Origin of the sequence: Microbacterium sp. K2 (genome assembly GCF_051365005.1) — a bacterium.
Lineage (GTDB): Bacteria > Actinomycetota > Actinomycetes > Actinomycetales > Microbacteriaceae > Microbacterium > Microbacterium foliorum_B.
The window spans coordinates 1,290,048-1,310,306 of sequence record NZ_JBLWII010000001.1 but is presented as its reverse complement, the minus strand read 5'-3'; the positions used below and the strand labels follow the sequence as shown (position 1 = coordinate 1,310,306).

Sequence of the window (20,259 nt, the reverse complement as noted above, 5' to 3'; positions counted from 1 at the left end):
CAGATATATCTCGACATCGAGACATATCTGAGAGGGTACGTCGGCTCGTGAGGCGGTTTCGGATTAGGACATATTGAACATATTGAGCCCGCAGGTGTTCATAATCCCGGGGACACCCAGCGGTACAGGTTCTGCGGTCGCCCTGCGTCGCCGTACTTGGGCTTCACCTCCACATCGCCCCGGTCGAGGAAGTACTCCAGGTACCGACGCGCGCTCACCCGTGACATTCCGAGCGTCTCGCCGATCTCGGCCGCCGCTGCGGGCTCGTCGCGGCGCTGCAGATCGTCGGCGACGACCCGTGCGGTGCTCTCCGACAACCCCTTCGGCAGTGCCGTCCGACGCCGTACGGGCGGTCGTCCCTGCAGCGCGTCGATCTGCTCCTGGCTGAGGGCCGTCACCGGCAGCGCGCTCGCCTGCGCACGGCGGGCGGCGTAGCGGCGCAGCCGTGCGCTGAAATCCTCCTGCTGGAACGGCTTGAGGACGTAGTCGATCGCTCCGAGTTCGAGAGCCTGACGAACGAGTTCCGGTTCGGGTGCCGCAGTGACCATGATGACGTCCAGTGGGGTGGCGGACGCGGCTCTGATGCGGCGCAGCAGCTGCAGCCCGGACGCATCGGGCAGGAACATGTCGAGCAGGGCCAGGTCGACGTCACCCGCTGCGAGGCGCGACGCCGCCGCTTCGGCGGTGAGCTCGGCACCGACGACCTCGAAGCCGTCGAGCTGCTCGAGGAAGCTGCGGTGCAGGCGCGCGACGGCGAAGTCGTCCTCGACGATGAGTACTCTGATCGGATCGCTCACGAGTTCGGCTCCTTGTTGGCGGTGTCGTCGTCGGTGGGCGTCGCTGACGGCAGGTGCGCGGTGAACCGGGCACCGCCGGCGTCGGCGCGGCCGACACTGACGAAGCCGCCACGCTCCTGAACATAGGCTCGGACGACGTCGAGCCCGATCCCGTGGCGCCAGGCGTCGGAGGTCTTCGAGGTGTTTCCGGGGGCGAAGACGGCGTCGGCCTCGTCGTCGGCGAGACCCGCGCCGTCGTCATCGACGACGATGTCCAGACCCTCCGCGTCTCCGCGCAGGAACACATCCACGCTGTCGTGCGCTGCCTCGATCGCGTTGGAGACGAGATTGCCGACCACGGTGATCTCCTCCGGGCCGCAGACGAATCCGACGTCGATCCGGCTGTCGTCCGTGAGCGCGAGTTCGATTCCGCGCGTCTTCGCCTGCGCCTGACGCGATGCCAGCAATGCGGCCATCAGCGGTGACCGCAGCGGGGCCCATTGTCGAGCGTCACCCGGACGCTCGCCGCGAGGGAGCGCCGCGAGGTACGCGCGAGCATCGTCGAGATCGCCGAGGCCGAGGAGGCCTGAGACGACGTGCATGCGGTTCTCGAAGTCGTGGGTCTCGATGCGCAGCGTCTCGGTTCTGGTGCGCTCGAGCTCGAGCGTCTCCAGCATCGCGTCCAACTCGCTGCGATCTTGAAGGACGACCATCGCCCCCACATCGCGGCCGTCGGCGATCGCCGGCGACCGGGTGGCGATCAGAGTGCGACCTGCGGCGGTCACCTGGCGGGTCAGCCGCTCGGTGTCTGCGCTGAGGACGCCGAGCACCGAGGCGGGCAGGACCTCCTTCGCGGACATGCCCACGAATCCGCTGTCGGACGGGTCGAGCGAGAGCAGCCGCTGCGCCTCGGAATTGACGACCGCGATGCGATCATCGCTGTCGACGCCGATGATCCCGTCGCGCACGCCGTTCGTCACCGCCTGGTGCGCCTGCACCATGGCGAGCATCTCATCGGTTCGCACGCCGTACAGGCGGCGGCGCAGTCCGGTCGTGACCGCCCACGCGAGCCCGACGCCGACGAGCACTGCGACGAGCGTCGGAACCGAGACCTGAGCGACTCGCCAGAGCACCTGCTGATCGACCGCGTTCTGGGCCAGTCCCACGGACACGGTGCCGATGACCTCCCCGTTCCCGCCGATGACCGGAACCTTGGAGCGCAGAGTGAGTCCCATCGGTCCGGACTCCGATCCGGAGAACTCCTCGCCCGCGCGCACAGCGGAATGATCGCTGGAGACCGGCTCTCCGATGAGATCGCTCTGCGGATGTGCGACGCGGATGCCGTTCATGTCGGCGACGGTGATGTACTCCACACCTGCGGCCTCCTGCATCGCCGCGGCGACAGGCTGGATGGTCGTGGTCGGATCGTCGCTCGTGAGCCCATCGATGACGACGGGCAGCGTCGCGATCGACCGTGCCAGCACCAGCAGGTCGCTCTCGGCGCCGCGGCGCACCTGCTCGATCTGTGCGAACACCGCGATACCGGCGGCGACGGCGCCGACCAGCAGGATGATGCCGACCTGGACGGCGAACAGGCCGAACCCGATCCTGCGATGGGTGCGACGTGCCGCAGGTCTCCGCGATGCGGATCCGGTCACCTCATCACCCATGTTCGAAATGTCCAATATGGCCAGCTATGTGCACAAGTCCCCGGTACGTGATCCGGGGACATAAGTTGGGGCACCAGCCGACCTCCTACGACGATGTAAGGGCGTTCCTTCGTGAAACCAGTATTGCGCACAGTTCTGTTCGGTGTCGTGGTGGCCATCGCCACAGGCGCCGCGTTCGTCAACGCGGCGGCCTCGGGCCAGGGATCCACGGTACGCAGCAAACTGACGATCATGGCACCCGCGTCTCCGGGCGGAGGCTGGGACGGATTCTCTCGGGAATCCCAGACCGCGATGCGATCAGAGGGCATCGTGAACAACGTCCAGGTGGTCAACGTGCCCGGTGCGGGCGGAACCATCGGACTGTCGCAGCTGGTCGGAATGGCGGGTCGCTCCGACATCCTGATGGCGACAGGCGGGGTGATGGTCGGGGCCATCTCGCTCGGGGACACCCCGGAGACGCTCGCCGATGTCACGCCCATCGCACGGCTCGCCGATGACTACGCCGCACTGGTGGTGCCGGCGGATTCGGAGATCCAGACTCTGGACGACTTCGTCGAGGTCTGGGAGGCCGACCCGCAGGGAACGTCGATCGCGGGCGGATCGCTCGGCTCGATCGATCATCTGATGACGGGCACGCTCGCCAGCAGGATCGGCATCGAGCCGACGCAGGTGAACTACATCGCCTACTCCGGAGGCGGGGAGGCGCTCTCGGCGATGCTGTCTCACACCACCACGGGTGGCATGTCGGGCTACAACGAGATCGCCGGTCAGGTGGAGGCCGGTCAGCTCCGCGTGCTGGCCGTGTCGTCGGCGGAGCGGATGGAAGGCGTCGACGTGCCGACGTTCATCGAGCAGGGGATCGACGTGAGCATGTCGAACTGGCGGGGTTTCGTCGCACCCCCGGGACTCGACGAGGCGCAGATCGAGGAGCTGTCGGCGATCGTCGACGAGATGCGCGACTCGGACGCCTGGCAGGAAGTGCTCGAGCGCAACAACTGGACGGATTCGTACCTGCCGGGGGAGGACTTCACGACCTACCTCGAGGAGCAACAGGACGAGGTCGACATCATCATCGAGGAGCTGGGACTGTGACTGTGACCGACGAGACCTTCTCCGATCGCGACACCGGGCCTGCCGTGACCTTCCGTCTTCGCCGTGACTCCTGGTGGACCGGGCGAGGGGATCTCGCCGTCGGCATCCCCACCCTCGTGGCCGCGGGCCTGCTGCTGCTCGGCACGGTGACGATGGACGTGCGCGGCGAATCGGAGCCCGGACCGCAGTTCTTCCCGGTCATCGTGATCGGTCTGCTGGTGCTCACCGGCGGGTGGCTCACGATCGCCGCCCTGCTGCCTCGGCGGAGCGAGCCGGAGGTCTGGCACCGCCCCGACATCTCCGAAGACATGCTCGCCGATCTCTCGGGTACGAACACCGAGGTCATCCAGCTCGAGGCGTCGAGGCGGCGGTTCCGCCGAGGTCGGGCGGATGCTCCGCCGGTGACGACGGACGCCGTCGCTGCCGAAGAGCAGGCGCCGGCTTTCGACTGGCGCACCTTCGGTCTGGTGCTGGGCGCCGTGGTCGTCTTCGCGGTGATGCTCGAACCGGTCGGGTGGATCCTCAGCGCCACGCTGCTGTTCTGGATCGTGGCCTACGCGCTCGGCAGCAGGAGGCCGGTGTTCGACATCGGCGTCGGACTGCTGCTGAGCTCTCTCGTCCAGCTCGCCTTCGGCGCGGGCCTGGGCCTCAACCTGCCGTCGGGCTTCATCGGATGGATCTTCTGACATGGACCAGATCACGCTTCTGCTGGAGGGGTTCGCCGGAGCCCTCACACCGATCAACCTCCTCTGGGTGCTGGTCGGAGCGGTGCTCGGCACCGCAGTCGGGGTGCTCCCGGGGCTCGGATCATCGATGGCCGTGGCTCTGCTGCTGCCGATCACGTTCAGCCTCGACCCCATCGCAGCCTTCATCATGTTCGCCGGCATCTACTTCGGCGGTCTGTTCGGCGACTCGACAGCGGGCATCCTGCTGAACACACCGGGCAACTCCTCGGCGATCGCCTCGTCCTTCGAGGGCAACCGCATGGCGCGCAGTGGACGCGCCGGCAAGGCGCTGGCGACTGCCGCCATCGGTGCGTTCCTCGGCGGCATCCTCGCCACACTGGTCACCGTGTTCGCCATGCCGCTGCTCGTCTCGATGGCGACGATGTTCGGCCCGGCGGAGTACTTCGCGCTCGCCGCCTTCGCGTTCCTCGCCGTCAGCTCGGTGGTCTCGGAGTCCATCATCCGCGGCCTGCTCTCGCTCGGGGTGGGCCTGGCGCTGGTGCTCATCGGCATCGACGGTCCGAGCGGCACGGAGCGCTTCACCTTCGGCATCCCGCAGCTGTTCGACGGCCTGTCGATCGTGGTGATCACCGTGGGTCTCCTCGCGCTCGGCGAGGTGTTCGCCGTGGCCTCCCGCATCCACACCGAAGACGGGTCGGCGCAGACGATCGCACAAGGCCGAGCGCGCCTGAGCTGGTCGGACTTCCGTCGTGCGCTGCCGGCGTGGCTGCGTGGCACGGGCTTCGGGCTGCCGTTCGGGATCATCCCGGCCGGTGGTGCCGAGGTGCCGACCTTCCTCGCCTACGGGCTGGAGAAGCGGCTGGCGAAGGCGGGCAACGACACCGACTTCGGCACTGTGGGGAGCATTCGCGGTGTCGCGGCCCCTGAGGCCGCAGCGAATGCGACGGCGGGTACCGCGATGGGCGCTCTGCTCGCACTCGGATTGCCGACCTCTGCCACCGCCGCGATCATGCTCGCCGCCTTCCAGCAGTACGGACTGCAGCCGGGGCCGCTGCTCTTCACACGCACCCCGGAACTCGTGTGGACGCTGATCGCCTCGCTGTTCATCGGGCTGGTCGCCCTGCTGATCCTCAACATGGGATTCGCATCGCTGTGGGCCAAGCTGCTGTTGATCCCGAAGCACTATCTGTACGCGACGATCACCGTCCTCGCGGTGCTGGGCGTGTATGCGATGGGCTCCTCCGTCGTCGACGTCTGGGCGCTCATCGCCATCGGTCTGATCGGCGTGCTGATGCGCCGGTTCCGCATCCCACTCGCGCCGGTGATGATCGCCGTGGTGCTCGGTCCGCTGGCGGAGACCGAGCTGCGCCGAGCGCTCGCGGTGTCGGCCGGCGACCCGATGGTGCTCGTCTCGAGCCCCTTCACGATCACCCTGTACGCGATCCTCGCGGTCATCGCCGGGATCTCGGTCGTGCAGCACATGCGCAACCGCCGTCGGGTGGCGACCGCGGCGGAGTCGGTCACGGTGTGAGGGGCGCTCGACGCAGGTGATGTGCCGGTTCTGTGGGTGTCGCGGCACCCGCGGAACCGGCGCGCGGGGTCAGTAGCTCGTGTGCGCGGTGGCGTCCTGATCGGGGATCCACTCCGCCGCGATCTTCTCCGTCGCACGCGCCAGGATCGACACGTCGGCCGCGACGAGAACGAAGGACGCGCCGGCGTCGAGGTAGCGGCGAGCCGTAGCCGGTGAGAACGCGTTGACGCCGACGGGCTTTCCTGCACCGCGCACCTCCGTGATCGTCTGTTCGACGGCGGCGATGACATCGGGATGCTCCTGCTGCCCGAGCAGTCCCATGGATGCGGCCAGATCGCTCGGACCGATGAACACCCCGTCGACGCCGTCCACCTCGGCGATCGCGCGGGAGTTGCGCACCGCGGCATCCGTCTCGATCTGCACCGTGAGCGAGGTGATCTCGTGTGCACGCTGCAGGTAGTTCTCGATCCGATTGAACTGAGCGGCGCGAGCCAGCGCGCTGCCCACTCCTCGGGTGCCGAGCGGTGGATAGCGCGTGGCGGCGACAGCCCTGGACGCCTCTTCCGCGGTGTTCACCATCGGCACCAGCAGATTCTGCGCTCCCAGATCGAGGACCTGCTTGATGAGCACCGGATCGTTCGCAGCAAGCCGCACCACCGGGGTGATCGGGTACGGCGCGACGGCCTGCAGCAGCGAGAGCATCGACTCCAGTCCGATCGGGCTGTGCTCGCCGTCGATCAGCGTCCAGTCGAGACCGGAGCCCGCGACGATCTCGGCGACGATCGGACTCCCCGAGCAGATCCATGCGCCGATCAGCGGTCGTTCGGATGCAGTGAGCTGATCGCGGAACGACGGCGAGGGGCTCAGATGAAGCGGCATGCGATCGTTCCCATCGGTCCGTAGTCGCACAGCACCTCGTCGCCGCGCGACACCCACATCGGGCGTGTGAACGATCCTGCCAGGATGATCTCCCCGGCCTCGAGACGCGCGCCGTGCTGGTGGAACTTGTTCGCGAGCCATGCGACCCCGGTTGCGGGATGGCCGAGCACGCCGGCTGCGACGCCGGTCTCCTCGATCTCGCCGTTGCGCGACAGTACGCCGGGCACCCAGCGCAGGTCGATCTCGTCCGGCCGCCTGCGTACGGTGCCGAGCACCATCGCGCCATAGGCGGCGTTGTCGCTGATCGTATCGACGATGGTGCGGCCCTCGAGCTCGATGTGCGAGTTCAGCACCTCGAGCGCCGGGACCGCATAGTCGATCGCCGCGAGAGCGTCGTCGAGCGTGCAGTCGGGGCCCTCGAGCGGATGCTTGAGCACGAACGCCAGCTCGACCTCGATGCGCACGTTCGAGAAATGGTCGACCGGGATCTCGGCGCCCGACTCGTAGACCGTGTCGTCGAACATCACGCCGTAGTCGGGCTCGGTGATGCCGGTGGCCTGCTGCATCGCTTTGGACGTCAGGCCGATCTTGCGACCGACCAGGCGGCGTCCGGCGGCGATCTGCGAGTCGCGCCACACGCCCTGGATCGCGTACGAGTCTTCGACCGTGGCCTCGGGGTAGCGCGCCGTGATGCGCGGGATCACCGAGTGCGTCCGGTCGGCCTCGGCCAGCTCTGCGGCGATCTGCGTGACGGTGTCTGCTGACAGCATCCGTGCCCTCCTCAGAGCTGGTGGCCGAGCTTGTACTCGCCCTGCTTGTACTCGGGCATGGCCTCGTCGTCGTCGGGACGCGTGTACGAGAAACCGTCGGCGCCGATCGTGACGGCCATCTCCGAGCTGTCGGTGCGCGCGACGACCGGCTGCGGGTTGCCGTCGAGGTCGAGCACGAGCGAGGCCTCGGTGTACCAGGAGGGGACGACCGGGTTGCCCCACCAGTCGCGACGCTGGTTGTCGTGCACGTCCCACGTGATGACGGGGTTGTCGGGGTCGCCCGTGTAGTAGTCCTGCGTGTACACCTCGACGCGATGGCCGTCGGGGTCGCGCAGGTACAGGTAGAAGGCGTTCGAGACGCCGTGGCGGCCGGGGCCGCGCTCGATGGCGTCGGAGCGGCGCAGGGCTCCGAGCTTGTCGCAGATCGCGAGGATGTTGTGCTTCTCGTGGGTCGCGAAGCACACGTGGTGCATGCGCGGCCCGTCTCCGCCGGTCATGGCCGTGTCGTGCACGGTCGGCTTGCGGCGCATCCAGGCCGCGTAGACCGTGCCCTCGTCGTCCTGGATGTCCTCCGTCACACGGAAGCCCAGGTCCTGCATGAACTTCACGGCGCGGGGCACATCGGGGGTGACCTGGTTGAAGTGGTCGAGACGCACGAGCTCGCCGGGGATGTGCAGGTCGTAGCGCCACGACATCCGCTCGACGTGGTCGGACTGGTGGAAGAACTCGATCGGGAAGCCGAGGGGATCGACCACGCGCACCGAGTCGCCCACGCCCTTGACGAAGCCGTCGGGGTTGCGTCGCACGTCGCAGCCGAGCTCGGTGTAGAACGCGACCGCGAGGTCGAGGTCCTCCGGGGTGCGCACGCGGTAAGAGAAGGCCGCCACCGCGGCGATCGGGCCCTTGCGCAGCACCAGGTTGTGGTGGATGAACTCCTCGGTGGAGCGGAGGTAGATCGCCTCGTCGTCCTCTTCCGTGACGTACAGGCCGAGCACGTCGACGTAGAACACCCGCGACGCGGCCAGGTCGGTGACCACCAGCTCCATGTAGGCGCAGCGCAGCACGTCAGGAGGAGTGCTCTCGGGGGTCGGAACGGGGTTGTCGGTCTGGATCGGAGCCTCCTGGCTCACGTAGTAGCCCGAGGAGGTCAGCGTCTTCGCAGTCTTGTCGGTCATTGCAGCGTCCTTGCTCAGTTCTTGCCGAAGGTCGGGTTGTGGGCACCGCCGAGCGTGATGTGCACGCTCTGCTGGTCGGTGTAGAAGTCGATCGAGCGGTAGCCGCCCTCGTGACCGAGACCCGAGGCCTTGACGCCGCCGAACGGGGTGCGCAGGTCGCGCACGTTGTTGCTGTTCAGCCACACCATGCCGGCCTCGACGGACTGCGAGAAGTTGTGGGCGCGCTTCAGATCGTTCGTCCAGATGTATGCGGCGAGCCCGTACTTCGTGTTGTTCGCGAGTGCCAGTGCCTCCTCATCGGAGTCGAACGGCGTGATCGCGACGACCGGTCCGAAGATCTCCTCCTGGAAGATGCGGGCGTCGGGGGAGACATCGGCGAACACCGTAGGTGCGACGAAGTTGCCGGTATCGAAACCCTCGGGGCGGCCGCCGCCGGCGACGAGGCGGCCCTCGGTCTTGCCGATCTCGACGTAGCTCATGACCTTGTCGTAGTGCTCGGGATGCACGAGAGCGCCGACCTCGGTCGCCGGGTCGTGCGGGTAGCCGACCTTGACGCGCTTCGCCTGGGCGGCGTACTTCTCGACGAACTCCTCATAGATCGAGCGCTCGACCAGGATGCGGGATCCCGCGGTGCAGCGCTCGCCGTTGAGGGAGAAGACGCCGAAGATCGTGGCGTCGACCGCGGCCTCGAGGTCGGCGTCGGCGAACACGACGGCGGGTGACTTGCCGCCGAGCTCCATCGAGAGTCCCTTGAGGAACGGGGCGGCGTTGCCGAAGATCAGCTGCCCGGTCGAGCTCTCGCCGGTGAACGAGATGAGCGGCACGTCGGGGTGCTTGACGAGCGCGTCTCCGGCGTCCTCGCCGAGACCGTTGACGAGGTTGAAGACGCCCTCGGGCAGACCTGCCTCTTCGAAGATCCCGGCCCAGAGCGAGGCCGAGAGCGGTGTGAACTCCGCAGGCTTGAGCACCACGGTGTTGCCGGTCGCGAGGGCGGGGCCGAGCTTCCATGACTCGAGCATGAACGGCGTGTTCCACGGCGTGATGAGCCCCGCGACGCCGATCGGCTTGCGGTTGACGTAGTTCATCTGCTTGCCGGGCACCTTGAAGGCGTCATCGGACTGCGCGACGATCAGGTCGGCGAAGAAGCGGAAGTTCTCGGCGGCTCGGCGGGCCTGTCCGAGCGCCTGGGTGATCGGCAGGCCGGAGTCGTACGACTCGAGCTCGGCGAGGCGGGCATCACGAGACTCGACGATGTCGGCGATCCGGTGCAGCACGCGCGAGCGCTCACGGGGGAGCATTCGCGGCCAGGGGCCCTCGTCGAACGCGCGCTTCGCTGCCGCGACGGCGAGCTCGATGTCGGCCTTCTTGCCGGCGGCCGCCGTGGTGTAGGTCTTGTTCGTCACCGGGTCGAGCACGTCGAAGGTGTCGCCGTCGACCGAGTCGACGAACGCGCCGTCGATGTAGTGCTGGATGTGCTCGGGCAGGTCGGCGGGGATGCGGGAATCGGTCATGACTCGTCTCCTGAGTTGTGGTGAGAGCGGGCGTGCAGGGCGTCGAGGAAGGCATCCCTCGTGCGCAGGCGGTGGTTGCGGGCGGCGAGCTCGATCTCGAGCGGGTCGGCACCCGTTCGGATGAGCTCGAGGATCTGCGTGTGCTCCTCGACGGAGTGCTGGGCGCGGCCGGGCACGTACGCGAACGTCGAGTCGCGGATGCCCGACAGCCGCGCCCATCCCCGGTGCACGAGATCGAGCAGATGCGGGTTCGGGCAGGGCTGGAAGAGCAGGGAGTGGAACTGCCGGTTGAGCTCGGTGAACGCATGCGCATCGAGGTGACCGAGCATCTGCGTCATCCGCTTGTTGACCGCCTCGGCTGCATCGAGCGTCGCATCGTCGAGCAGAGGCGCGGACAGGGCCGTGGCGGCGCCCTCGACCAACCCCAGTGTCTCCATGGTGTGGGCGTACTCGCTCTCGTCGACGAGCGTGACACGGGCGCCGACGTTGCGCTCGAAGGTCACGAGACCCTCGGCCTCGAGGCGGCGGATGGCCTCGCGCACCGGCACGACGCTCATGCCCAGCTCTTCCGCCAGCGATCCCAGCACGAGGCGGTAGCCGGGCCCGAAGATGTGGCCGGAGATGCGCGACCGGATCCAGGCATAGGCCTGCTCCGACTTGCTCGCGTTGGACACGGTGGTCATCGGACAGTCCCCGCGACCGGACTCTGGGTGACTGAGCCCGTCGCGGCCTCGTATCTCTTGCGCCATTCCGCATTGAGTGGGAACAGCCCGTCGACGGGGTGACCTGCCGCGACCTGCTCGGCGATCCAGGCGTCCTCGATCTCCTGCGCGAGAGCGTCGTCTGCGACCTGCTCGGCCAGGGCGGGTGGGATCACGATGACGCCGTCGCCGTCGCCGACGATGATGTCGCCGGGCTGCACGGTGGCACCGCCGCAGGAGATGGTGATGTCAGCATCCCACGGCACGTGCTTGCGTCCGAGGACTGAGGGGTGCGCGCCCTGCGAGAAGACGGGGAGTCCGATCTCGGCGACGGCGTCGAAGTCACGCACGCCGCCGTCGGTGACGACGCCGGCCGCGCCACGGGCACGAGCACGCAGAGCGAGGATGTCGCCGAGGGTGCCGGTGGTCGCGTCACCGCGGGCCTCGATCACGATGATCTCGCCCTCGTCGACCGAGTCGAAGGCGCGCTTCTGCGCGTTGTAGCCTCCGCCGTGGGTCTTGAAGAGGTCCTCACGGAACGGGACGAATCTCAGCGTCTTGGCAGTGCCGACGATCTTGCTGCCGGCGATGTTGGCGGAGACGCCGTCGATGAAGCACGAGTGGTGGCCGCGTTTGCGCAGCTGCGCGGAGAGGCCCGCGGTCGGGGCCTCGAGCAGCTTGGCGTGGAGCTCGGGGGAGAGGGCGGGCGCTGCCTCGTCGGCGGGGAGTCCCGCTTCTTCGCGCGAACCCCAGGCCTCGGTGCGCTGCAGGTCGTCGACGGCGGGGAGCGAGCCGATCTCCTCATCGAAGGGAACATCGCCCTGCGTGACGGTGGTGACGAGCCGGCCGGAGGAGGGGGAGCCCTCGGCATCCGGTGCGTCGACCTCGACCTCGACCACGTCGCCGGGAACGATCACGGACGATCCGGCGGGCGTGCCGGTGAGGATGACGTCGCCGGGTTCGAGGGTGAAGTGCTGAGAGAGATCCGCGACGAGCTGCGCCAACGGGAAGATGAGGCCGGCCGTGGTGTCGTCCTGACGCAGCTCGCCGTTGACCCAGGCCCGCACGCGCAGGGCGGTGGGGTCGACGATGCGGGCGTCGATGAGCTCGGGGCCCAGGGGTGTGTAGCCGTCGCCGCCCTTGGAGCGGACGTTCGAGCCCTTGTCGTTGGCGCGCAGGTCGTAGAGGCCGAGGTCGTTCGAGGCGGTGACCCAGCCGACGTGGCTCCAGGCGTCGTCGAGCGAGACACGACGAGCGGCGGTGCCGATCACGAGGGCGATCTCGCCTTCGAAGGCCAGCAGCTCGGTGCCGGCAGGGCGTTCGACCGTGCCGCCGGAGACACCGACCGAACTGGCCGGCTTGAAGAAATAGGAGGGAGCTGCGGGCCGACGGCCGCGCTGATCGGCACGGGAGGCGTAGCTCAGATGGATCGCGATGATCTTGCCGGGGCGGGTCATGGATGCCGTCACGGGGCGCCTCCTCGCGCTGTGGATCGACGCCTTGTGCGTCGTATTCGAAATCATATATCATCGTGTCACCCCTCGGCAAGCAACTCGACACCCCTCGTACGCGAGCCGTGACAATGCGGTCACAATCAAAGGAGATACCCCTATGAGCGGGCAGTCACAGGCTGGGTTCACACCCACCGGAACCATCGCGACACCGGCCGATCGGCGCCGGGTCGTGTTCGCCACAGTCGTCGGCACCATGGTCGAGTGGTACGACTTCTTCATCTACGCCACGGCCGTCGGCCTGGTCTTCGGACAGCTGTTCTTCGAGCCGCTCGGAGCGAACAGCGCCATCGTCGCGTTCGCCACCGTCGGCGTCAGCTTCCTCTTCCGGCCGCTCGGGGCCTTCCTGGCCGGCCACTACGGCGACAAGCTCGGGCGCAAGACCGTGCTCATGTGGACGCTGATCCTGATGGGCGCGGCCACCGCGCTCATCGGCGTGCTGCCGACCTACGAGGCGATCGGACTCGCCGCACCCATCATGCTGGTGCTGCTGCGCATCCTGCAGGGCATCTCGGCCGGCGGCGAATGGGGCGGTGCGGTGCTGATGGCCGTCGAGCACGCGCCAAAGTCGAAGCGCGGGATCTTCGGTGCCTCGCCGCAGATCGGCGTGCCGCTGGGCCTGCTGCTCGCATCGGGTGTCATGGCGCTGATGACGGTGATCGCCCCGGGTGATCAGTTCCTCGAGTGGGGCTGGCGCATCCCGTTCCTGCTCAGCGTAGTGCTGATCCTCGTCGGCTACTACGTGCGCCGCAAGGTCGAGGAGAGCCCGGTCTTCGTCGAGCTCGCCGAGCGCAAGGAGAAGGCGAGCATGCCGATCGTGCAGCTGTTCCGCAAGCACCTGCTGCTCGTGATCGTCGCTGCGTTCGTCTTCGCAGGCAACAACGCGGTCGGATACATGACGACCGGCGGGTACATCCAGGGATACGCCACCAACCCCGAGGGGCCGATCGGCCTCGAGCGCGGACCCGTGCTGTGGGCGGTCGCCGGCTCTGCCGTGACCTGGCTGATCACGACGCTCATCGCAGGGTGGCTGTCGGACCGCATCGGTCGGCGCACGACGTACATCATCGGCTGGGTGATGCAGCTCGTCGGCGTGTTCACGCTGTTCCCGCTGGTCAACACGGGTGAGATCGGGCTGCTCTTCGCGGGTCTCGCGATCCTCACGATCGGTCTCGGGTTCACGTACGGCCCTCAGGCGGCTCTCTACGCAGAGCTCTTCCCCGCGAGCATCCGCTTCTCGGGCGTCTCGATCTCGTACGCGATCGGCGCGATCGCCGGTGGGGCGTTCGCCCCGACCATCGCGACCGCCATCGTGCAGGCGACCGGTTCGACGCAGGCCGTCACCTGGTACCTCGCCGGCATGACGCTGCTCGGCCTCGTGGCGACGCTGCTGCTGCGTGATCGCTCCGGGATCCCCCTGGGGCCGGATCACGAGGAGGAGCAGTCCGTGAGTCCGATCCGTGGGCTCGCCAAGGTCTGATCTGAATCAGCCGTCCACATTTCAGCATCGACGATGGTGCAGGCGATGCGTCGCTCCGGTTCTTCCGGGGCGACGCATCTGCCGTCTCCCGTTCATGCTGAATTGTGAACCACGTCAGCCGTCGAGGGCTTCTCGGATCGCCGACGCGGAGCGCCGCAGTCGGGCTGCGATCTCGGCGTCGTCGAGGTCGGTGGCCACGTGCACGACCGCGATCGCCGCTGGGCGCTGACCACGCAGAGCGAGCGGCACCGCGACCGACTGCACGGTGGGGATGACCTCGTCGTGGCTCGTGGCATATCCGCGTACGCGCGCCTCGTCGACCTCTGCGTGCAGTGCTGCTCGCGGGTCGTCCGGCCACTGAGAGAGCGGAAGCTGCGTGAGGATCGCCTTGCCCGGTGCGCCGACGGTGACGGAGTGCCTGGCGCCCGGCCGCTGAGCGACGCTCGCGATCGCATGACGGGGCTCGATGCTCGCGAGTGTGATGCAGTCGTCTCCGTCGAGCACGCCGAGGAAGCAGGTCATGCCGAGTTCGTTCGCAATCGCGGTCAGCTCCGGGATCGCCTCGGCTTGAAGGTCATGGGCGACGCCGGCAGCCAACGCTGCCATGCGCGGGCCCAGCGTCACGGCGCCCGACGAGTCTCTCCCGATGAGCCGGTGGTCTTCCAGCGTGCGCAGCAGTCGGTAGGCCACCGAGCGATGCACCTCGAGTCTCGAGGCTATCTCGTCGATCGTCAGCGGGATGCGCGCATCGGCGAGCACCTCGAGGATCCGGATGCCGCGGCTCAGGGTCTGCGAGGCCGGAGTGCCTTCGGGCATGCGTGCGCTCCCTTGCGTTCTGGGACGGGCGTCCCTAAGCTGTGTTCAATAGTAGAACGTCGTGTTCGAATATAGAACACGATTCGTTCGAAGGCAACACCCGACAGTGACGTCCGGAAGGAATCGACGACGATGCAGTTCCACCACCACGGCTATGTCTCGGGAGACCCGCGTGTGAAGGATGCCGAGGGCATCGGCACCGAGCGGCCCGCAGACCTGCCCGACGAGATCGATGTGCTGATCGTCGGCTCCGGTCCCGCCGGCATGCTGCTCGCCGCCCAGATGTCGCAGTACCCCGATGTCTCCACGCGCATCATCGAGAAACGCGAGGGGCGTCTGGTGCTGGGCCAGGCCGACGGCATCCAACCGCGCAGCGTCGAGACGTTCCAGGCCTTCGGCTTCGCCGAGCGCATCATCGCCGAGGCCTACAACATCGGCTGGATGAACTTCTGGGGACCGAACCCCGAGCGGCCGAACGAGATCGTCCGCACCTCGCGGACCGCCGACTACGCCTACGACATCTGCGAGTTCCCGCACCTGATCGTCAACCAGGCGCGAGTGCTCGACTACTTCGCCGAGGCGGCGGCGAACGGTCCCGGTCGCATCGTCCCCGACTACGGCATCGAGTTCGCAGGACTCACGGTGCACGAGGAGGGCGAGTATCCGGTCGAGGTCTCGCTGCGCTACGTCGCGGGCGAGCGGGCCGGTGAGGAGCGCACGATCCGTGCGAAGTACGTGGCCGGATGCGACGGCGCGCGCAGCGGCGTGCGCCAGTCGATCGGACGCACGCACGTCGGGGGCAGCGCAGCCCACGCCTGGGGCGTCATGGACGTGCTCGTCAACACCGACTTCCCTGACTGGCGCACCAAGTGCGCGATCAACTCGGAGGCGGGTAACATCCTGCACATCCCTCGCGAGGGCGGCTACCTCAGCCGGATGTACATCGACCTCGGCGAGGTCGCAGAGGACGACGACCACCGCGTGCGCCAGACGCCGATCGAGGACATCATCGCCAAGGCGAATGCGATCCTCAGCCCCTACACGCTCGACGTGAAAGAGGTGGCCTGGCACAGCGTCTACGAGGTCGGGCACCGGGTCACCGACGGGTTCGACGACGTGATCGACGGGTCCGGCCGCACGCCGCGAGTGTTCCTCACGGGTGATGCCTGTCACACGCACAGCGCCAAGGCCGGCCAGGGCATGAATGTGTCGATGCAGGACGGGTTCAACCTCGGATGGAAGCTCGGGTCGGTGCTGACCGGCCGGGCGCCCGACGCACTGCTCGCGACGTACGGCGCCGAGCGTCGGCCCGTCGCCCAGCAGCTCATCGACTTCGATCGAGAGTGGTCGACGCTCATGGCGCGCAAGCCCTCGGAGATCACCGACCCGACTGACCTCGCGACGTACTATCTCGCGACGGCGGAGTTCCCCTCCGGGTTCATGACCCAGTACACGTCATCGATGATCACCGGCTCCGACGCGCACCAGGCGCTCGCGGGCGGCTTCCCCTTGGGCAAGCGCTTCAAGTCCGCCGAGGTCGTGCGGGTCGGTGACGGCAACGCGATCCACCTCGGCCACCATGCCAAGGCCGATGGTCGCTGGCGCGTCTACGCCTTCGCGGGCCGCGATGCGGCGACGCTCGACGCATGGGCGGCTGAGGCTGAGTCCGTCTTCGAGCGGTTCACACCCTCGGATGCCGACACCGACGCCGTCTTCGACGTCAAGGCGATCTACCAGCAGCCGCATGAGGAGGTCGAGGTGACCTCGGCGCCGGCGCTGTTCCAGCCGAAGACCGGTCCGCTCGGACTCACCGACTGGGAGAAGGTCTATGCGGCAGGGCCGTCGAAATGGACTGAGACCGACATCTTCGAGGCGCGCGAGCTGTCGCGGGACGGCGTCGTGATCGTGGTGCGCCCCGACCAGTACGTGGCGGCGATCCTCCCTCTGGATGCGACCGACGAGCTGGGGGCATTCTTCGACGGGGCGCTGCTGCCGGCATCCTGAGCCTGTCGTGCGCCCGTCGCGCGTTCGGGAGGAGAAATCCCCTCGGGAGGAGGACCTCGAGCGAGCTCTCCTCCCGAAGCGCAGTTCTCCTCCGAGGGTGTGTGGATGCGGCATGCCAGACCGGGGAGACGTCTTGCACGGGTGAGGTACCTCTGGTGGGTGTCGGAGGCCACGCGTACTCTGAGGGCCGATGGGCGAAGTCGCCCCGACAGGAGGAGCGTGTGATGGATTGGAAGATCGAGCTGATCTTCGTCCCGGTCTCGGATGTCGACCGGTCGAAGGAGTTCTACGAGAAGATCGGCTTTCACGCCGATCACGACCAGGTGCCGTATGACGGCCTTCGGTTCGTGCAGATGACGCCTCCCGGCTCAGCCTGCTCGATCGCCTTCGGCACGGGGCTCGAGATTCAACTAGAGCCCGGCCAGCAGAACACCATCCAGGTCGTCGTCCCGAATGCCGATGAGGCGCTCGCCCATCTTCAGGGGCTCGGGGTCGCGGCACAGGGTGTCGATGAGCAGGGGTGGGGTCGGTTCGTCAGCTTCGACGACCCGGACGGCAACACATGGACCCTGCAGGAGCTGCCGGACTACAGCGCCCAGAGCTGAGTGCTCGGCGCGCCCGAGGTGCTCAGCGCTGGGTGAGTGCGGGCAGCGCCTCGGGCGCACCTGAGGGGAACAGCACGCGTGCGCCGGAACGGATGTCGTCGATCGGCACCCACCGCACGGGGCTGCCCTCATCGAGGATGCGGAGTTCGGCGTCGAGAGGCACGGCGTCGAGCGCTGCGGAAGAGACCGCGAACACATGCGCGATCTCGTGGCCGGGCGCGCCCTCGTACGTGAAGATGTTCTCGAAGACGCCGAGCGGCTCGGCGTCTTCGAGTGTGACACCGAGCTCTTCCCCGGAAGGCTAACGCACCGTGTCGCTGCTCGCGTCAGTCGATCAGCGTCGCACCGCCCGAGACCTCGATCCCGCCGGTGGGTGGGATCGTGACCGTGAGCAGGCTCGGTCGCCGGACGTGCGCGCCCTGGTGGATGCGCACGGCCGTCTCCGGGTGGTCGAGCGCGCGCAGGTACGCCCCGGTGGATGCTGCGGCCGAGCCGGTCGCCGGGTCTTCGGTGATGCGGCCGACGGGGAAGAGGTTGCGAGCGTCGAAGTCGGCTGGGCCGACGGAGTGCAGCACGGTCACGGTGCCGAGCCAGCCGTTCTCGCGCATGAGTGCGGCGACCTCGGTGGGCGAGAAGCGGAACTGGTCGAACAGCTCGCGGTCGTCGACGACCAGGACCGGGTGCCAGTTCCCGGCGAACGCCTCTTTCGCCGGGAAGCGCGCGTCGAGATCCGACCCGGCGAGGCCGAGCGATCCGAGCAGGTGTTCGAGCACCTCGGGATCGATGTCGCGCACCTGCGGTTCGACGCTGGTGAACGACACAGTCACCTCACCGTTCTCCTCTACGACCGACCGCAGCGCCACCGCACCCGCGTTCGTGTCGAACACGCCCTCGCCGGGGCCGTCTCGTTCGGCGAGGGCGACGGCCGTCGCCACGGTCGCGTGACCGCAGAACGGCACCTCCGCTGCAGGAGAGAAGTAGCGTGCCCGATATCGCGGCACACCGGCGTCGTCCGTGCGACCGACGAGGAAGGCGGTCTCTGAGAATCCGACGTCGGCGGCGATGCGCTGCATCCGCTCGTCGGTCAATCCGCCGGCGTCGAGCACGACACCTGCGGGGTTGCCGCCGTCTGGGCTGGCTGCGAAGGCGCTGTATCTCAGGACACCGGGATCATCCGTCATGACGAGAAGCCTAGCGATCGCGCACCGTCAGGAATTCACGCGGATGATCTCCTGCTGGTACGGCGCGATGACGTCGCCCGAGATGCGCAGATCCAGAAGCAGGAATCGCCGACTCGCGGCATCCTCCTGGGCCCAGGTGCCGAGCCGATCGAGATCGGCGAGGGTCCTGACGACGACGCCCTCAGCGCCGACCGCCGCGCCGAAAGCCGCGAAATCGACCTCGGGAATGAGCATCGGTCCTTCGGCGAGGCCCTTCAGTCCGTAGAGGTTGACCTCGGCGCCGTAGGCGGCGTCGTTCCAGATCACGGCGATGCCGCGGCCCGCTGCCGCTCGGACCGCGGACTCGAGGTCGGCGATCGCCATGAGCCCGCCACCGTCACCCGAGGTGAGGACGACCGTCGAATCGCGGCGGGCGAGGGCCGCACCGACGACACTCGGCCAGCCCTGTCCGATCGACTGGAACGCGGTGCCGACCATCATCATCCGGTCGGGTGCCTCGACCGGCCAGTACATGTTCGCCCAGCCGATGAAATGACCGCCGTCAGAGACGACCACACGGTCGGCCGGTAGCAGCTCGGCGATACGGCGTGCGGCCGAACGGGGATCGAGTCGACCGTCGGGTGCGAGGTCGTCGCCCGCGTCGTACGCGCGGGCGCCTGCGACGTCGACGGTCTCGCGCCATGGCTGCCCGGGCATGGCTTCGGATGCCGGGTGCGTCACGCCGTGCGCGACCGACGGCGTCTCGGCGTGGTGGGCCTCAGCTCCGAAGCCGTGCCCGGAAGCGGAAGCGGAGGGGGGAGCGGAGGCGGGGGCGAGAGCCGATCCGAGCGAGCGGACCCGGGCGACCAGCGCCTCTGCCGCGACTCGCGCATCGGCACGAACGAAGCCGCCGACGTGCGGGTGCGTGGCCGCCGGGGCGATGTCGATCTGGAAGACCCTGGTGCCGGGAGCGAAGAGCTCACCGAACCGCATCGTGAACTGGTTCAGCGAGGCGCCGAAGACGACGGCGACGTCGGCCGTGCGCACGAGCTCCATGGCGCCGTCTGCTCCGAAGCCCCCCGTGACACCGAGGTCGTACCGGGTCTCGGGGAAGACACCGCGGCCCAGAGCGGACGACGCGGTGAGTGCGCCGGTCAGAGCTGCCAACTCGCCCAGCGCGGCTCCCGCACCGGCCAGCCAGGCACCACGGCCGGCGAGCAGGAACGGGCGGGAAGCGCCGCTCAGGGCCTCGGCGATCTCGTCGAGCGTGCCCTCGGCGAACTCGCCGCGCGGAGCGAGCGGCGCGGGGATGCGGGGCGCCGGCGCCTCGGGCACCGGACCGGCCTCGAGCGACGCCACGTCATACGGGATGGCGAGCACGACGGGCACGCGGTAGGTCAGGGCGTGCTCGATCGCGATCACGGTGGTCGCCGCGGCATCCGCGTGCCCGACGGTATAGGTGCGGGCGCCGACGGCCGAGGCCAGCGCGATCTGGTCGACGTCCCACGGGCGAGGGCCGGAGGTCGGCTCGTCGCCCACCACGAGCACGAGCGGCACGTGCGCTTGGACAGCTTCTGCCAGGGCCGTGAGGGTGTTGGTGAAGCCTGCGCCGTAGGTCGAGGTGCCCGCGGCGATCCGCCCGGATGCCCGGAAGTGCGCATCGGCGGCGACCACCGCGCCCTGCTCGTGACGGACGGCCGTGAAGACGGCATCCGTCTGGGTCTCGATCGCGTCGAGGAAGTAGGCGTTGCCGTTGCCCATCACGCCGAAGACGGCGTCGATGTGCTGGGCGAGAGTGAGTGCGACGTGCGCGGAGACGGAGGGCATGCGAGAGCCTTTCGAGACAGGGACGGAGAACATTCGTATTCCGTATGTGTCTCGCCCCCGCGTCA

Annotated in this window: 18 protein-coding genes; 6 read left to right on the top strand and 12 right to left on the bottom strand. The window is 68.1% G+C overall.

All coding sequences use genetic code 11. The features are described from left to right. Positions 1 to 98: 98 nt before the first annotated feature. Positions 99 to 797 carry a response regulator gene (locus tag ACLKOY_RS06515; RefSeq protein WP_436452924.1) on the bottom strand — a complete coding sequence of 233 codons (699 nt, stop codon included), beginning with the start codon at positions 795 to 797 and terminating at the stop codon, positions 99 to 101. Continuing rightward, the gene (locus tag ACLKOY_RS06510; RefSeq protein WP_436452923.1) at positions 794 to 2,446 is read right to left on the bottom strand and encodes an ATP-binding protein; all 1,653 of its coding nucleotides are present in this window, start codon (positions 2,444 to 2,446) and stop codon (positions 794 to 796) included. The genes ACLKOY_RS06515 and ACLKOY_RS06510 overlap by 4 nt, the downstream gene beginning before the upstream one ends. Before the next feature lie 150 nt (positions 2,447 to 2,596). Here ACLKOY_RS06510 and ACLKOY_RS06505 point away from each other — a divergent pair, with 150 nt between their 5' ends. From ACLKOY_RS06505 to ACLKOY_RS06495, 3 genes are read left to right on the top strand one after another with little or no spacing between them, the layout of a single operon-like run. Next, on the top strand, positions 2,597 to 3,538 hold the full coding sequence (locus ACLKOY_RS06505) for a Bug family tripartite tricarboxylate transporter substrate binding protein (RefSeq protein ID WP_436452922.1): 942 nt from the start codon (positions 2,597 to 2,599) through the stop codon (positions 3,536 to 3,538). Continuing rightward, positions 3,535 to 4,224, top strand: a complete 690-nt coding sequence (locus tag ACLKOY_RS06500; protein WP_436452921.1) for a tripartite tricarboxylate transporter TctB family protein — start codon at positions 3,535 to 3,537, stop codon at positions 4,222 to 4,224. The genes ACLKOY_RS06505 and ACLKOY_RS06500 overlap by 4 nt, the downstream gene beginning before the upstream one ends. Position 4,225: 1 nt before the next feature. Beyond that, positions 4,226 to 5,755 (top strand): tripartite tricarboxylate transporter permease, encoded by a 1,530-nt coding sequence (locus ACLKOY_RS06495; RefSeq protein WP_140036456.1) that lies wholly within the window; start codon positions 4,226 to 4,228, stop codon positions 5,753 to 5,755. A 69-nt stretch (positions 5,756 to 5,824) separates the two neighbouring features. On the opposite strand, the gene ACLKOY_RS06490 is transcribed toward ACLKOY_RS06495, so the two are convergent. From ACLKOY_RS06490 to ACLKOY_RS06465, 6 genes are read right to left on the bottom strand one after another with little or no spacing between them, the layout of a single operon-like run. Beyond that, positions 5,825 to 6,634, bottom strand: coding sequence for an HpcH/HpaI aldolase family protein (locus ACLKOY_RS06490; protein WP_436452920.1), 810 nt, complete (start codon positions 6,632 to 6,634; stop codon positions 5,825 to 5,827). Then, complete coding sequence (locus tag ACLKOY_RS06485; protein ID WP_363571644.1) at positions 6,619 to 7,404, bottom strand: fumarylacetoacetate hydrolase family protein; 786 nt, start codon at positions 7,402 to 7,404, stop codon at positions 6,619 to 6,621. The genes ACLKOY_RS06490 and ACLKOY_RS06485 overlap by 16 nt, the downstream gene beginning before the upstream one ends. Positions 7,405 to 7,415: 11 nt before the next feature. Next, positions 7,416 to 8,579 carry a 3,4-dihydroxyphenylacetate 2,3-dioxygenase gene (gene hpaD / locus ACLKOY_RS06480; protein ID WP_363571642.1) on the bottom strand — a complete coding sequence of 388 codons (1,164 nt, stop codon included), beginning with the start codon at positions 8,577 to 8,579 and terminating at the stop codon, positions 7,416 to 7,418. 14 nt (positions 8,580 to 8,593) lie between these two features. Next, complete coding sequence (gene hpaE, locus ACLKOY_RS06475) at positions 8,594 to 10,090, bottom strand: 5-carboxymethyl-2-hydroxymuconate semialdehyde dehydrogenase (protein WP_436452919.1); 1,497 nt, start codon at positions 10,088 to 10,090, stop codon at positions 8,594 to 8,596. Further along, entirely contained in the window at positions 10,087 to 10,773 is a 687-nt protein-coding gene (locus tag ACLKOY_RS06470) for a GntR family transcriptional regulator (protein WP_436452918.1), read from the bottom strand. Before ACLKOY_RS06470 ends, hpaE begins: the two co-directional genes overlap by 4 nt. Continuing rightward, positions 10,770 to 12,314 carry a fumarylacetoacetate hydrolase family protein gene (locus ACLKOY_RS06465; RefSeq protein WP_436452917.1) on the bottom strand — a complete coding sequence of 515 codons (1,545 nt, stop codon included), beginning with the start codon at positions 12,312 to 12,314 and terminating at the stop codon, positions 10,770 to 10,772. The genes ACLKOY_RS06470 and ACLKOY_RS06465 overlap by 4 nt, the downstream gene beginning before the upstream one ends. An 88-nt stretch (positions 12,315 to 12,402) precedes the next feature. On the opposite strand from ACLKOY_RS06465, the gene ACLKOY_RS06460 reads away from it, so the two are divergent. Next, positions 12,403 to 13,782 (top strand): MFS transporter, encoded by a 1,380-nt coding sequence (locus tag ACLKOY_RS06460; protein ID WP_436452915.1) that lies wholly within the window; start codon positions 12,403 to 12,405, stop codon positions 13,780 to 13,782. Positions 13,783 to 13,896: 114 nt separating this feature from the next. On the opposite strand, the gene ACLKOY_RS06455 is transcribed toward ACLKOY_RS06460, so the two are convergent. Next, positions 13,897 to 14,598, bottom strand: a complete 702-nt coding sequence (locus ACLKOY_RS06455; RefSeq protein ID WP_436452914.1) for an IclR family transcriptional regulator — start codon at positions 14,596 to 14,598, stop codon at positions 13,897 to 13,899. A gap of 132 nt (positions 14,599 to 14,730) precedes the next feature. Between ACLKOY_RS06455 and ACLKOY_RS06450 the strand changes: the two genes are divergently transcribed. After that, a complete protein-coding gene (locus ACLKOY_RS06450) occupies positions 14,731 to 16,602 on the top strand; it encodes an FAD-dependent monooxygenase (protein WP_436452913.1) in 1,872 nt (623 codons plus the stop codon). A gap of 224 nt (positions 16,603 to 16,826) precedes the next feature. Then, positions 16,827 to 17,207, top strand: coding sequence for a VOC family protein (locus tag ACLKOY_RS06445; protein WP_436452912.1), 381 nt, complete (start codon positions 16,827 to 16,829; stop codon positions 17,205 to 17,207). 22 nt (positions 17,208 to 17,229) lie between these two features. Here the strand turns inward: ACLKOY_RS06445 and ACLKOY_RS06440 are convergent, their stop codons facing one another. From ACLKOY_RS06440 to ACLKOY_RS06430, 3 genes are all read right to left on the bottom strand, one after another. Then, positions 17,230 to 17,403, bottom strand: a complete 174-nt coding sequence (locus ACLKOY_RS06440; protein ID WP_436452911.1) for a hypothetical protein — start codon at positions 17,401 to 17,403, stop codon at positions 17,230 to 17,232. Positions 17,404 to 17,533: 130 nt separating this feature from the next. Continuing rightward, the gene (locus ACLKOY_RS06435; RefSeq protein WP_436452910.1) at positions 17,534 to 18,388 is read right to left on the bottom strand and encodes a PhzF family phenazine biosynthesis protein; all 855 of its coding nucleotides are present in this window, start codon (positions 18,386 to 18,388) and stop codon (positions 17,534 to 17,536) included. Positions 18,389 to 18,415: 27 nt separating this feature from the next. Beyond that, entirely contained in the window at positions 18,416 to 20,194 is a 1,779-nt protein-coding gene (locus ACLKOY_RS06430) for a thiamine pyrophosphate-binding protein (RefSeq protein ID WP_436452909.1), read from the bottom strand. Between the last annotated feature and the right edge of the window lie 65 nt (positions 20,195 to 20,259).

Bases quoted from the DNA above. Each gene is read 5' to 3' on its own strand.
- hpaE (WP_436452919.1), bottom strand. From the start codon at position 10,090: ATGACCGATTCCCGCATCCCCGCCGACCTGCCCGAGCACATCCAGCAC.
- ACLKOY_RS06455 (WP_436452914.1), bottom strand. From the start codon at position 14,598: ATGCCCGAAGGCACTCCGGCCTCGCAGACCCTGAGCCGCGGCATCCGG.
- ACLKOY_RS06465 (WP_436452917.1), bottom strand. From the start codon at position 12,314: ATGATTTCGAATACGACGCACAAGGCGTCGATCCACAGCGCGAGGAGG.
- ACLKOY_RS06470 (WP_436452918.1), bottom strand. From the start codon at position 10,773: ATGACCACCGTGTCCAACGCGAGCAAGTCGGAGCAGGCCTATGCCTGG.
- ACLKOY_RS06510 (WP_436452923.1), bottom strand. From the start codon at position 2,446: ATGGGTGATGAGGTGACCGGATCCGCATCGCGGAGACCTGCGGCACGT.
- ACLKOY_RS06450 (WP_436452913.1), top strand. From the start codon at position 14,731: ATGCAGTTCCACCACCACGGCTATGTCTCGGGAGACCCGCGTGTGAAG.
- ACLKOY_RS06485 (WP_363571644.1), bottom strand. From the start codon at position 7,404: ATGCTGTCAGCAGACACCGTCACGCAGATCGCCGCAGAGCTGGCCGAG.
- ACLKOY_RS06445 (WP_436452912.1), top strand. From the start codon at position 16,827: ATGGATTGGAAGATCGAGCTGATCTTCGTCCCGGTCTCGGATGTCGAC.
- ACLKOY_RS06435 (WP_436452910.1), bottom strand. From the start codon at position 18,388: ATGACGGATGATCCCGGTGTCCTGAGATACAGCGCCTTCGCAGCCAGC.
- hpaD (WP_363571642.1), bottom strand. From the start codon at position 8,579: ATGACCGACAAGACTGCGAAGACGCTGACCTCCTCGGGCTACTACGTG.
- ACLKOY_RS06460 (WP_436452915.1), top strand. From the start codon at position 12,403: ATGAGCGGGCAGTCACAGGCTGGGTTCACACCCACCGGAACCATCGCG.
- ACLKOY_RS06490 (WP_436452920.1), bottom strand. From the start codon at position 6,634: ATGCCGCTTCATCTGAGCCCCTCGCCGTCGTTCCGCGATCAGCTCACT.
- ACLKOY_RS06495 (WP_140036456.1), top strand. From the start codon at position 4,226: ATGGACCAGATCACGCTTCTGCTGGAGGGGTTCGCCGGAGCCCTCACA.
- ACLKOY_RS06430 (WP_436452909.1), bottom strand. From the start codon at position 20,194: ATGCCCTCCGTCTCCGCGCACGTCGCACTCACTCTCGCCCAGCACATC.